A 12,598-nucleotide genomic window follows, 5' to 3' on the forward strand; every position below is an offset into this window, starting at 1 on the left:
GCCCGTCACCCAAACACGCGGCGCGAGAAGCGGTCAAGCAAGATCGCGACAGCCACGATCGACAGGCCCGCGCGCAGGCCAAGCCCCATTTCCATCCGCGTGAGCCCGCGCGTGACCTCGGCCCCCAGGCCGCCCGCCCCCACGAGCCCGGCCAGCACCACCATCGCCAGCGAGAGCAGGATCGTCTGGTTCAGCCCGACCAGAAGCGTCTTGCGCGCCGCGGGAATTTCGAGCTTGCCCAGGATCTGCCAGAAGCTCGCCCCCGAGGCCCGGCCGAGCTCGATCAGCTCATGCGGCACCTCCTTGAAGGCGAGCGTGGTGATGCGCAGCATCGGGGGGATGCCGTAGACCACCGTCGCGATCAAGGCGGGCACCTTGCCCAGGCTGAAAATCATCACCGCCGGAATGAGATAGACCCAGGGCGGGACCGTCTGCATGATGTCGAGCACGGGGCGCAACACGGCCTCGACGCGCGATCTGCGGGCCGCCCACAGCCCCAGCGGAAAGGCGACGAGGATCGAGACCGTGACCGAGACGCTGACGAGCGCGATGGTCTGCATCGCCTCTTTCCACATGCCCGCGGCCAGACACAATCCGAGGCTCGCGGCGGCAAGCGCCCCGTAGCGCAGCCCGTAACCGTAGGCGGCAAGCGCGACGACCACCGCGAGCATCAGCCAGGGCGCGGGCAGAAGCAGCGCATCCTCGGCGCCGCCGATCACGGCCTCCACGGCCCCGCCGATCGCCGCGAACAGGCCATGCGCATGGATATTGAGCCAGTCGATCGCCTGCGCGACCGAGGCGCCGGGCGAAAACATGGGAACGGGCGCGGCCATCAGCGGGTCTCCTTCGTGGCGTTCTGGCTGATCCGGTCGAGCACGATGGTCAGCACGACGATGGCAATGGCGGCATCGACCGATTTCGCGATGTCGAGCGTGCGCACCGAGGCGTAGATCGTCTGCCCCAGCCCGCCGGAGCCCACGATGCCCGCGATCACCACCATGCCGAAGGCCATCATCAGGCTCTGGTTCACCCCGGCCATGATCGAGCGCGCGGCGAAAGGCAGGCGGATCTTGGCGAAGGTCTGCCAGCCGCTCGCGCCGGTCGCGGCGCCAAGCTCCATGAACTCGGTCGGCGTGCGCGCGATGCCGAGCGCGGTCAGTTTGACGGTCGGCGGCACCGCCACGATGAAGGTCGCCAGAATGGCGGTGGCGGGGCCATAGCCCAGAAAGGCGATCGCCGGCAGCAGGTAGAGATAGGGCGGCAGCGTCTGGATCAGGTCGAGCACCGGATCGACGGCGCGCGCCACGCGCGGGTTGTAGCCCGCCAGCACCCCGACGAGCCCGCCCACGAGCACCGCGATCGTGGTCGCCGAGAGCACGAGCGCGAGCGTTTCGAGCGTTTCGCGCCAGAGCCCCATCGCCCAGCAAAGCGCCAGCCCCGCCGTCGCGATCAGCGCGAACCCCAGCCCGACCAGGCGCCAGGCGAGCACCCCGCAGCCCAGCGCGAGCCCCCACCACGGCGGCAGCTGCAAGAGCCACAAAAGCCCGCCGTAGCCGCCCTCGAGCAGCGCGCGCAAGGCCGAGAAGGCCGCGCTGCCATGCGTGCCGATCCATGTCATGCCCGCGTCGACGGCCTGGTCAAACGCCTTGATCTGTTGTTTCCACACCATCTCAGGCCAGATCCTCGACCGGGGCGGCGGCTGCCGGAGTGCCTTCGCCACGAATGCCCTGCAACAGCGCGCGCGCCGTCACCACGCCAAGATCTTCGCCCGCCTCCGCGATGGCCACGGCCTGATCGGGGGTCGAAAGCACCAGGTCGATCAGCCCCTGCACATCGGTCTCGGGCGAGCTGCGCGGCAGTCGCGACAGCACCTCGGGCGCGAACCCGGACAGCGGCCCCATCAGCGAATGCGCCTTGACCAGATGCAGCCGCGAAATCCCGGCCACGAATTCGGCGACATAGGCATCGGCCGGGTGCAGCACGATCTCTTCCGCCGTGCCCTGCTGGATCATCATGCCGTCCTTCATGATGGCGATCCGGTCGCCGATGCGCATCGCCTCGTCGAGGTCGTGGGTGATGAAAACCGCCGATTTCCCGAGCGATTTCGTAAGCTGGCGGAACTCGTCCTGCAGCTGTTTGCGAATGAGCGGATCGAGCGCCGAGAAGGGCTCATCCATCAGGATGATCTCGGGGTCGGAGGCGATCGCACGCGCCAGACCGACGCGCTGCTGCATACCGCCCGAGAGCTGACGCGGCAGGTGATGCGCCCAGTCCGCGAGCCCCACGCGCGACAGCGCATCGAGCGCGACCCTGTGACGCTCGCCCCGGGACACGCCCTGCACCTCGAGGCCGAAGGCGGCATTGTCGAGCACCGAACGGCCCGGGATCAACGCGACGGACTGGAACACCATGCCGATCTCATGCGCCCGCAATTCGCGCAATTCCTTGCGCCCCATGGCGGAAATGTCGCGCCCCTTGATCGCCACCTTGCCCATGCTCGGCTCGATCAGACGGTTGAGCAGACGCACCAGCGTCGACTTGCCGCTGCCCGAAAGCCCCATGATGCAGAAGATCTCGCCCTTGCGGATCTGAAAGCTGGCGTCGGACACGCCGACCACGCAGTTGTAGTCGCGCAGCACGTCGCGCTTGGCCAAGCCGCGCTCACGGATGGCCTTGATGGCCTCCTCGGACCGCTCGCCGAAAATTTTCCAGACGTTCTGGCAATCAATCAAAACGTCGAGGGCTTCGCTGTTCATTCGGGGGCTCTCGTGCCTGGAAGGAAGGGAGCCGGCCCGGCGCCATGCCGGGCCGGGTCGAAGATCATTCGCTCTTGATGTCTTCCCAGCGACCGATCAGCTCGGCATGCGCACCGACCCAGTCGGCCACCGCCTCATCCATGGTCTTGCCGTCGTTCACCGCCGAGTTGATCGCGGTGATGTCCTCGAGCGGGACATAGACGCTGGCGATCGCCTCGCGCGCGCCGGGGTTTTCCGCGGAAAAGCCCTTGGTGCCGATCCAGTAATAGCTTTGCGCCCCGGGGAAGACGCCCTTCGGATCTTCGAGGAACTTGAGGCCGAATTTCTGCATCATCCACGAGGGCTGCCAGACGGTGACGGCGATCCATTCGCCGCGATCCTCGGCGGCCTTCAGCGCGGCGGTCATCGCGCCGGTCGAGCCCTCGACCAGTTCGAGGTCGAGTGCGTAGGCGTCGACCGCGCTCGCCGCGTCGCGCATCAGCCCCGAGCCCGGCTCGATGCCGATGATCTTGCCGCCGAATTTGTCGGCATTGGCGTTGAGGTCTTCGATACTGGCAATGTCCACGTAGGAGGGCACGGCGAACGCCTGATAGAGCCCGTGCGACACCGGAGAGATCTTCTCCAGCGCGTTCATGTTCCTGACCCAGTAGTCATGCGACACGTAGTCGGTCTGCGAGGCCATGATGTCGATGTCACCGCGGGTCATCGCGGCAAAGGCGATGCCCCATTCCGAAAACTCGGTCACCTCGACGGTGTAGCCCTTGTCCTCGAGCACCTTCCGGGTGATGCCGGTGATCGGCGTCAGGTCTTCCCAGGACATGGTGCCCATGTGGATGACCTTGTCCTGCGCCTGCGCGGCACTGCCGAAGGCCAGCGCCATGGCCGCGGCACAGATCGAGGTGAGGAATTTCCGCATTTGTTTCTCCGCTGTTGGTCCGTTGCTGCGGCCCCGACGCCGGACCATGCGCCATCCTTCGCCGCAGAGCCTGCGACGGCATGTCCGGGTTTCAGAACCGACAAGTTTTCTCCCGCTCCGAAACACAGCCCGCGTTGTCCGCGAGTCTGCGACGTTCGGAATTCTCAGACTATCGCTGAGCCTGCGCTTTCGCGGCAAACCAGAATTTCGTCCGGCGGGGCATTAGAAAAACTGTGGCAAGCCGCGGCCGGGGCCTTGACGCTAGCGGGTTTCGGCACCGAGCACGCCGAGCAGATGGGTGACAAAGCGCGCAACCGCCGGACGCCGGAGCGCGTCCTTGCGATAGTTGAGGAAATTCCCCCGCCCCACACCGATCGTGCCCGGGTGCGCAAAGACCAGCCTGCCCTCGGCGATGTCGCGCGCGATCATGTGGTTCCAGCCCAGCATCACCCCCTCGCCATCGAGCGCCGCCTCCATCAACAGGCCCACCTTGTTGGTGACCAGACTCGAGGGCGCCTTGGCCCAGACCGCGCCCTGCGCGCGGAACCATTCCGCCCAGCCAAGCGGCTGCCAGCCGATCGCATCGGCGCTCCAATGGCTGTCGTGCAGATGCAGCAGGTTCGCGCCGTTCAGGCTTTCGGCGCTTTCGAACGGGCCGTAGGCGTTCAGATAGGCGGGGCTACACACCGGCTGCGCCACCTCGGGGAACAGGAAATGCAGCTCCTCCCCCACCTCGCAGCGCTCGTTGCCACAGAGGATCGCCACATCGACCTGCGCATAGTTGCGCAGCGTGTCGTTGGCATCCGAGGCAAGCACGACGAAGCCCACCTCGGAATGCTCGGCCCGGAAGGACCGGATGAGCGGCGCGAGCCAGAACCGCGCCATGCCGTCGGTGGCCGAGATCGTCACGACCTGCGGCTCCTCCGCGCCCGAAATCGCGGCGACCCCCGCGGTGATCCGGTCGAGCCCCGAAGTCACCGCCTCCTGCAGCGCCTTGCCGGCCTCGGTCAGCTCGAGCGCATTGTGCTTGCGGATGAAGAGCGGGGTTTCCAGCGCGGTCTCGAGCAGGCGGATCTGCTGGCTGACCGCGCCCTGGGTCACGTTCAGCTCCTTCGCCGCAAGCGTGAAGCTCAGGTGTTTCGCCGCCACTTCGAAAGTGGCGAAAGACCCGAGCGAGGGCAGATGGCGGCGTCTGATGGTCGGCGGCATGGGCTCACTCGCGGCGGGATTGCCACTCCTTGACCCGAAGATAGGCATTTGCGCCAATCGTGTCGAACGGATGTGGCGGCAGGCGTGCGGGGGCGGGTTCGGCGGCGAAATACCGGGTGATGTCGCTTTGCAGCCCGCAGGCGAGTTCGGCCGCGCCGATGCCCGAGAGCGTGCCCCTGACGGTCCCCAGACCATTCTGCACACAGGCCGCATAAAGCCCCGGCTCGAGCGCGCGCATCACCGAGGCCGCATTGCGCGACAGGCACAGATGGCCCGACCACGCCTGCGCGAAGGGCACCGCTTTCAGCATCGGAAAGCGCGCCTCGAATTTTTCCCGCATCCGGCGCGTGACGCGGGCCAGATCGGCCGCGCTCGTCGCCATTTCGGGGCGGTAATAGCCGCCCTGGCGGATGACGATGCGGTTGCCGCCCTGGGCCGGGCCGATCCGGCGCACGGTGGTTCCCATCGGGTCGGCCGGCGTGATGCCCCAGCTTTCCGCTCCGCCAAGCGCGCGGATCTGATCGGGGCTCAGCTCTGCGGTCATGCAGGCGTTCAGCATGATGTGCATGAGCCGTCCGCGCTCGAAACCGAAGCTTTCGAGATGCCCGTTATTGGCGAGAATGACCCGCTCAGCGCGCAGCGATCCCTCCGCGGTGCTCAGCCGCCAGCCCGAGGCATCGCTCTCGATCCGGGTCACGCCCGAGCGTTCGAAGAGGCGCACCCCCCGGCGTTCGAGCCCGGTCGCCAGCCCGCGCGCATAGCCCGCGGGCTGGATCAGCGCCGTGCCCGGCGTGAACAGCCCGCCGAGGTAATAGTCGCTGCCGGTCAGGGCCCGCATGGCCCTCGCGTCAAGCATCTCGAACCGCTCCCCCAGGGCCTGCAGATGCCCGGCATAGGCATGGTTCGCCGCCATCCCCACTTCGGAGCCGGCGCCGTTCACCTTGCCGATGCGCTGCAACGTCCCGGCGGGCAGCGCGTAATCCGCCACCGCCTCGGCCGCGAAGTCGATCGCCTGCCGGTTCAGCGCGGTCAGCTGCCGGTCGCGCGTCTCGCCGCCGCCCTCGTAACCCGAGGCGGTCAGCTCGTGCGGCAGGTCGATCATGAAGCCCGAGTTGCGCCCGGTGCCCCCCTCGCCCAGCTGCGCCGCCTCGAGCAGGACGACGTCGAGGCCCGGGTCGACCTGCTTGAGCCGGCGCGCCGCCGAAAGCCCGGCATAGCCCGCGCCCACGATGGCGATGTCGCATCCCTGCTGCCCCGAAAGGGCCGCCCGCCGCCGCTCGGAAGGGAGGATGGCGGCCCAGCCAGCCGGGCCTGTGAAGCGCGGCTGGCGTCTGGCGTCATGTCGGCTCATCGCGCCCCCCGCTCAGTCGACGCAAGCGTCGCTGTGATCGGTCAGATCCAGCCAGATCGTCTTGAGCTGGGTGTATTGGTCATGCGCGTGGATCGAGTTGTCGCGCCCGCCGAAACCCGACTGCTTGTAGCCCCCGAACGGCGTGGTGATGTCGCCCTCGCCGAAGCTGTTGACCGTCACCGTACCCGCGCGCAGCGCCCGCGCCCCGCGCAGGCCCCGCTTGCCGTTCGCGGTGAAGATCGAGGCGGCAAGGCCATAGTCGGTGTCATTCGCCACCGCAATCGCCTCGTCGAAGCTGCTCACCTCGATCACCGTCAGGATCGGCCCGAAGATCTCCTCGACCGCGAGTTTCGCATCGCGCGCGCCGACCTCGGCGATCGTCGGCTCGATGAACCCCTCGCCGATGATCTTGCCGCCGAGGTGGATCTTCTCGGCCTTCGCCACCTCGAGATAGCTGCAGACCTTCCTGAAATGCACGGGCGACACCAGCGCGCCCACCCGCACCTGCGGATCGAGCGGATCGCCGACGATCCACTCGCGGGCATGGGCCTTGACCCGTTCCAGGAGCGCCGCCTTGACACCCGATTGCACGATCAGCCGCGAGGCCGCCGAGCAGTTCTCGCCCATGTTCCAGAAGGCGCCATTGACGACATGCGCCGCCACCGCGTCCAGATCCTCGGCATCGTCGAGCACGATGCAGGGGTTCTTGCCGCCGAGTTCGAGCACGACTTCCTTGAGATTGCTGTCGGCCGAATAATGCAGGAAACGCCGCCCCGTCACGGTCGAGCCGGTAAAGGAGACCATGTCGACATCGGGGTGGCGGCCGAGCGGCTCGCCCACCTCGGCGCCCGAGCCGGTGACCACGTTGAACACGCCGCGCGGCACGCCCGCCTCATGGGCCAGTTCCGCCATGCGCAGCGCCGTCAGCGTGGTCTCCGCCGCCGGCTTGACCACCACCGAACAGCCCGCCGCCAGCGCCGGGCCGATCTTCCACGCCAGCATCAGGAGCGGGAAGTTCCACGGCAGCACAAGACCGACCACCCCGACCGGCTCGCGCACGATCATCGCCATGTGGTTGTCCGAGGCCGGGGCGAGCTGATCATAGATCTTGTCGATCAGCTCGGCATGCCATTTGATCACATGGATCGCCTCGGGCACGTCGACGGTCTCGCAATCATAGATCGTCTTGCCGCTGTCCACGCTCTCCATCACCGCCAGCTCGCGGGCATTGCGCGTCATCAGCTTGGCCAGACGGATCAGCACGTCCTTGCGCGCGCCCGGATGCATCCTGGACCAGCGGCCATCCTCGAAGGCCTCGCGCGCCTTGGCGACGGCGAGATCCACATCCGCCGCGTCACAGGCGGCAATCTCGCACAGCGGTACGCCGGTGGCCGGGTTGGTCGAGGGGAAGGTCTTGCCCGAAGCCGCCGGACGGAACGAGCCGTCGATGAAAGCATTGGTGGGCAGCTCGAGCGCGGCGGCAAGCGCTTCGTATTCCGCGCGGGTCAGCAGATCGGCCATGGTCAGTTTCCTTCCTTGATCGCCGCCACCGCCGTCTTCAGCGTGCGGATCACCTGTGCGAGTTCGCGCTTTTCGTCCTTGTTGAGCCCCTTGAGCGGCGGGCGCATCGGCCCCGCGCGCAGGCCCGTGATCTCGACCCCGTGCTTGACGCATTGGATGAACTTGCCGCCCTGTTCGAGCACCCGCATCAGCGGCAGCATCGCCGACATGATCCGGCGCCCGGTGGCGAAATCGCCCTGCAGGACGCAGGTCTCATAAAGATAGATGTGCTCTTCGGGCAGGAAGTTGGAGCCCGCGCAGATCCAGCTGCGCGCCCCCCAGGCGAAGAACTCGAGCGCCTGATCGTCCATGCCGCAACTGGTCTGGATATGGGGATAATCGCGGGCCAGAAGGTGCAACCGGTTGATGTCGCCCGAGCTTTCCTTGATGCCGATGACGTTGCGCGAGCGCCCCACCCGGTCGAGGAACGCGCGCCCCATCTCGACGCTCATCCGCCCCGGATAGTTGTAGAGGATGATCGGCAGATCGGCCGCGCGGTCGATGGCGAGGGCATTGAGCGCATTCTCGCGCTCGGTGGGCACGGAATAGGGCGGCGTGCCCAAAAGGATCGCATCGGCCCCCATCGTGCGCGCGCCTTGGGCCAGCGCGATGGAATCGGGCGTGCGCATCGCGCCGGTGCCGACGATGACCGGCACCCGGCCCTTCGCCCGTTCGGTGATGAACCGCGCCAGTGCGAGGCGCTCCTCGATCGTCTCGGCATAGTTCTCGCCGGTCGAGCCGCCCGAGATCAGGCCATGCACGCCGGCCTCGACCAGACGCTCGACCAGCTCTGCGAGCGCCTCGAAGTCGATCTCGCCATCCGCGGCGAAGGGGGTGATCACCGGGGTGTAAATGCCTTCCAACACCATCCTAGGCGTCATGTCGCGGTCTCCTGACTGGGACGCGCCCGGACCTGCTCGCGTTGGGTGGCAGGGGCGCGATCTGTATCCCATCAGCTAGAGGGAAGGCCCCGAACTCGGCAAAGGAGAATGTTCACGGATCAGGCATTAGCGAAACTATTGCGCCGAAGGCGGGCCGGGAAATCGTGTCTCTCCCCCCGGGATTCGCGACTTCGGACAAGGGCCGCAGGAGGGCGCGGCGCCTCCGCCTCGCGCAGGATCCAGGCCCTCACCTCGACCGGAGGGGTTTCCCGAAGCACCGCAACGCCCGCCGACGGATGGCAAGGTCGAGATCGGCCTCCGCGGCGATCTTGCCGAAATTCTCGTGATTTCCACTCAAAGCGAAAACCCCGACGTCCTTTCGGAGGCCGAGGCGTTGGACAATCTGCATTCTCGGGTTGTTTTGGTTGCGGGAGGGCGCAACAGACGATCTCTGCGGAATGGGTCCGGGGATACAAAAACCTCCGCGGCGGGGGCTACGGAGGTTTCGCAAAAATCGTTGGTTGCGGGGGCAGGCTACCGCCGTAACCTACCTGAACTCAGGTGTCCTGTATGAAGTCAGAATGTGCAAGCGACGCTAGGGGCGGATTGCGGCCTGCAAGGCCGCGGCATCGCATCCACAGAAACCGGCCAAAGCTGCCTGCCGGCGTAGTGACTTGGCGCCGTAACCGCAGGACAGCGAGGCGAGCTTCACAACTTTAGCCTTGGAGTTGCTGATGAGACAATGCCATTTGTTGGAAGCGGCGGCGAAACTGCCCTGCTTCGGCGTTGCGGCATTGCCCTGTCGGGGCGGATTGCAGCCTTTGGGTGGCGGGAATGCCCCGCCGCCCAAGGCGGTATGTCAGACGACTGGCTTCGTCGAGAGCCTACTGCAGCTGGTTGGCCTCGACTGGACAGTGCCTGACTTCAGCACCCTGCTAGTGACATGTAGGACTGCGCGGTCAGGGTACCCTCGCCCATCACCCAACCTAGGGTCAGGACTTCGGTAACGGGGGCGTCCCAGTCAAGGGTTTTGGCACATGTCGAATGTCCCGCTTAACCGCGGTCTTGTCCTTTGAACCGTTGATCCGCTTCCCTATTCGGCGGCCTTCTTTTGTGATCACCCCGGGTGCATGCTTCGGTCCGTGGTCGGCGCGATGGCCGCCAACATGATGCTGGTTCAATGCAATTCCGATGTGCCCATCTCATTGGCGTGCTCGATTCGATCGGCATCAGTCCTGAGCACGGCATCACCGGAACCGCGTCCCGTGGGGACCTCGAAGGCCCGCGATCAGGCGGGCAGCAGTCTGGAACCTGTGTCGTCAACCGGCATAAGGCACCGGCGTATCGAAGCGGAAGTCGGTGTCATCCTTCCACATCCGGTGCAGGATCACGGCGATACGTCGGGCCAGCGCAACCATTGCGCGCTTGGCGCCCCGGCGGCGCGCGAGCTTCGCCGCCCAGGTTCGCAGCCATGTTGCCCGCCCGCGATGCATCATGACGGTGGCAGCCTGGCACAGGGCACGACGCAGGTTGACGTCGCCCGCCTTGGTGATCCCGCCCGAGATGTCGCGCTCGCCAGACTGGTTGCGAGACGGCGTCAGACCGACCCACGGCCCGACCTTTTTCGAGGATGTGAAGCGACCAGGATCATCGATCGCAGATCGGTAGGTCAGTGCCACGACCACACCAATCCCGGGCATCGACATTAGGCGCAGACAGACCGGATCGTCATGGGCAAGTCGGCGGACATGGCGTTCAATGCCTGCCAGTTCTCGCCGCAGCGCTGCCCGCGCGCGAAGCATGGGTTCGGTTGCCGCTACCAGCATCGGATTACCTGCCGCCAGTTCGCGTATACGCTGTTCGAATAGGCCTCGAGATATGGCCCCAACTTTGAGGCCGAAGTTCCGCAACAGCCCGCGCAGGGACATTTCAAGCGTGATGAACCCTTGCTGCACCGCCTTGCGAGCGGTGAGCACAGCGCGAACCTCTTGTGCGGAGACCGATTTGCAGTGAACCGGTCGGAACCAGCCGAGGTGCAGCAGGCGTGCGATCCCTTCGGCATCCCGGCGGTCCGTCTTGATCGGCATGGCCTTCAAGGCGCCTTTCACCTGCCGGGTTTCCATCAGCACGACAGGTAGTTCAGCCGCGGACAACCCGCGATGTAGCCATTGCGACAGCGGGCCAGCTTCGAGCCCGATAGCCGCAGCTTCCCCGTCCTGATCGCCGATCCAGCGCAACAGCGCCTCGGGCTCGCTGGCCACCTGTGCCTCCCTCACGATCTTCCCATGCTCGCTGATCACGCAAATTGCGGTCTTCTCAAGCGACACATCCAGCCCAATAAAAAGCTTCATCCCGCAGTCCTCCATGTGGATCCGATACGGGAATGGCGCCAGCTTGCCCTCGATCTTGCAACGATAACGGGCGGGTCGCGACGCAGGCCCCGTTACGGCATCTCGTTCTCGCTTCATAGCCAGAACATGACGGTCGCCGCGAGGGCGATGGCGGACAGGAAGACCTTCGGGCACCGGTCGTATCGCGTTGCGACGCGTCGCCAGTCCTTGAGCCGCCCGAACATGATCTCAATCCGGTGACGGCGTTTGTAGCGACGCTTGTCGTGCCTGATAGGCTTGCCGCGAGATTTCCTGCCGGGGATGCAGGGCTTTATCCCCTTGTCTTTCAACGCATCTCTGAACCAGTCAGCGTCATCGCCCCGGTCGGCCAGCAACCACTCCGCCTTTGGTAGGCTGCCCAGCAGGGCCGCGGCACCGGTGTAATCGCTGATCTGACCTGCGGTCATGAAGAAGCGGATCGGGCGGCCATCGGCGTCGGTGACGGCGTGCAGCTTGGTGTTCATGCCGCCCTTGGTTCGGCCGATCAGACGGCCCCTCTGGTCGCCTGGCCCCCCTTTTTCGACCGCAGGCTGGTCGCCGTGCGGTGTGCCTTGAGATAGGTCGCGTCAATCATCACCGTCTTCGGGACGGCGGCCTCGGCGGCCAGCCCAGCCATCATCCGGGCGAAAACACCCTTGTCGCTCCACCGCTTCCAACGGTTGTAGAGGGTCTTCGGCGGACCATAGTCCTTCGGCGCATCGCACCAGCGCAAGCCATTGCGATTGATGAAGATTATGCCGCTCAACACCCGCCGGTCATCAACCCGCGGCTTGCCGTGGCTCTTGGGGAAGAAGGGCTGCAAACGGGCCATCTGCGCATCGGTAAGCCAGAAAAGGTTGCTCATGATCCAGTCTCCTTGCGGAGGCTGAATCACGCCGCGAGCTGATGATCAATGGGTCCTGACCCTAGGGAGGATGAACATGCCTGACCCGTCGCGCCCAATCTCGTGGCGCAGGACTTCACGGCGGATGGCCCGGACAGGAAGTGGGGGCGGATATCTCCTGCATCTGGACGGCGGAGGGCTGGCTCCATCTCGCCCCTCGCCATTGTCCTCGGACCAATGGCGGACAATGGCTCGATGCAGAACCTCTTCTCGCGGCGCGTGGTCGGTTGGGCCATGCGTGATCGTCTGAAGCGTGACCTCGCGGTCGAAGCCCTGCGCCGTGCTCTGGTGGCTCGCACCCCTGGGCCGGGGCTGGTTCACCATTCCGATCGCGGGTCGCAATACTGCGCGGTGGACTATCAGGCGCTGCTGCGCAAATGTGGCATCCTGATCTCGATGAGCGGGCGCGGGAACGGCCATGACAGCGCGATAGTGGAAACGTTCTTCAAGACCATCAAGTCGGAGCTGATCTGGCCGGTCGCATGGCAGACGCGCGCTCAAGCCCGAAATGCCGTCCCCAGATACATCGACGGGTTCCATACCCCCCTCAGGCGGCATTCATCGCGCGGCTTCCAGAGCCCGATCGCCTTCGAGCGAAAGGCCCGGGAAGTGAGCTAAACGCTCTCCACAAATCTCGGGAAAGTCCACAAGC

At 65.8% G+C, this 12,598-nt stretch carries 10 protein-coding genes and 2 pseudogenes; 2 read left to right on the top strand and 10 right to left on the bottom strand.

Features of this window, described 5'->3' with window-relative positions; translation table 11 throughout:
- Positions 1-5: 5 nt before the first annotated feature.
- From AB7U46_RS07195 to AB7U46_RS07230, 8 genes are all read right to left on the bottom strand, one after another.
- Positions 6-833: an ABC transporter permease gene (locus AB7U46_RS07195; protein WP_428336274.1), complete on the bottom strand. Its 828-nt coding sequence runs from the start codon at positions 831-833 to the stop codon at positions 6-8.
- Entirely contained in the window at positions 833-1,669 is an 837-nt protein-coding gene (locus AB7U46_RS07200; RefSeq protein WP_428336275.1) for an ABC transporter permease, read from the bottom strand. Before AB7U46_RS07200 ends, AB7U46_RS07195 begins: the two co-directional genes overlap by 1 nt.
- Before the next feature lies 1 nt (position 1,670).
- Positions 1,671-2,756 (bottom strand): quaternary amine ABC transporter ATP-binding protein, encoded by a 1,086-nt coding sequence (locus AB7U46_RS07205; protein WP_428336276.1) that lies wholly within the window; start codon positions 2,754-2,756, stop codon positions 1,671-1,673.
- A 64-nt stretch (positions 2,757-2,820) separates the two neighbouring features.
- A complete protein-coding gene (locus AB7U46_RS07210; protein WP_428336277.1) occupies positions 2,821-3,672 on the bottom strand; it encodes a glycine betaine ABC transporter substrate-binding protein in 852 nt (283 codons plus the stop codon).
- A gap of 261 nt (positions 3,673-3,933) precedes the next feature.
- Positions 3,934-4,881 carry a LysR substrate-binding domain-containing protein gene (locus tag AB7U46_RS07215; RefSeq protein WP_428336278.1) on the bottom strand — a complete coding sequence of 316 codons (948 nt, stop codon included), beginning with the start codon at positions 4,879-4,881 and terminating at the stop codon, positions 3,934-3,936.
- Between the two features lie 4 nt (positions 4,882-4,885).
- Positions 4,886-6,232, bottom strand: coding sequence for an NAD(P)/FAD-dependent oxidoreductase (locus AB7U46_RS07220; protein ID WP_428336279.1), 1,347 nt, complete (start codon positions 6,230-6,232; stop codon positions 4,886-4,888).
- 12 nt (positions 6,233-6,244) lie between these two features.
- Positions 6,245-7,753 carry an aldehyde dehydrogenase gene (locus tag AB7U46_RS07225; RefSeq protein ID WP_428336280.1) on the bottom strand — a complete coding sequence of 503 codons (1,509 nt, stop codon included), beginning with the start codon at positions 7,751-7,753 and terminating at the stop codon, positions 6,245-6,247.
- A 2-nt stretch (positions 7,754-7,755) separates the two neighbouring features.
- Positions 7,756-8,673 (bottom strand): dihydrodipicolinate synthase family protein, encoded by a 918-nt coding sequence (locus tag AB7U46_RS07230; RefSeq protein WP_428336281.1) that lies wholly within the window; start codon positions 8,671-8,673, stop codon positions 7,756-7,758.
- 851 nt (positions 8,674-9,524) lie between these two features.
- Here AB7U46_RS07230 and AB7U46_RS07235 point away from each other — a divergent pair.
- A pseudogene (locus tag AB7U46_RS07235) lies at positions 9,525-9,608 on the top strand (transposase); the annotation flags it as partial.
- A gap of 384 nt (positions 9,609-9,992) precedes the next feature.
- Here the strand turns inward: AB7U46_RS07235 and AB7U46_RS07240 are convergent.
- On the bottom strand, positions 9,993-11,024 hold the full coding sequence (locus AB7U46_RS07240) for an IS110 family transposase (RefSeq protein WP_428336282.1): 1,032 nt from the start codon (positions 11,022-11,024) through the stop codon (positions 9,993-9,995).
- Between the two features lie 113 nt (positions 11,025-11,137).
- Positions 11,138-11,907 (bottom strand): IS5 family transposase gene (locus tag AB7U46_RS07245; RefSeq protein WP_428336283.1). Its coding sequence is split into 2 segments (ribosomal slippage): positions 11,138-11,571 and positions 11,571-11,907, totalling 771 coding nucleotides; the frame shifts between segments, so codons are not numbered across the junction.
- Positions 11,908-11,991: 84 nt separating this feature from the next.
- Between AB7U46_RS07245 and AB7U46_RS07250 the strand changes: the two are divergent.
- Positions 11,992-12,564: pseudogene (locus tag AB7U46_RS07250) on the top strand (IS3 family transposase); the annotation flags it as partial.
- Positions 12,565-12,598: the final 34 nt, after the last annotated feature.

This window comes from Paenirhodobacter sp., from assembly GCF_050177655.1.
Classification (GTDB): Bacteria; Pseudomonadota; Alphaproteobacteria; order Rhodobacterales; family Rhodobacteraceae; genus Rhodobacter.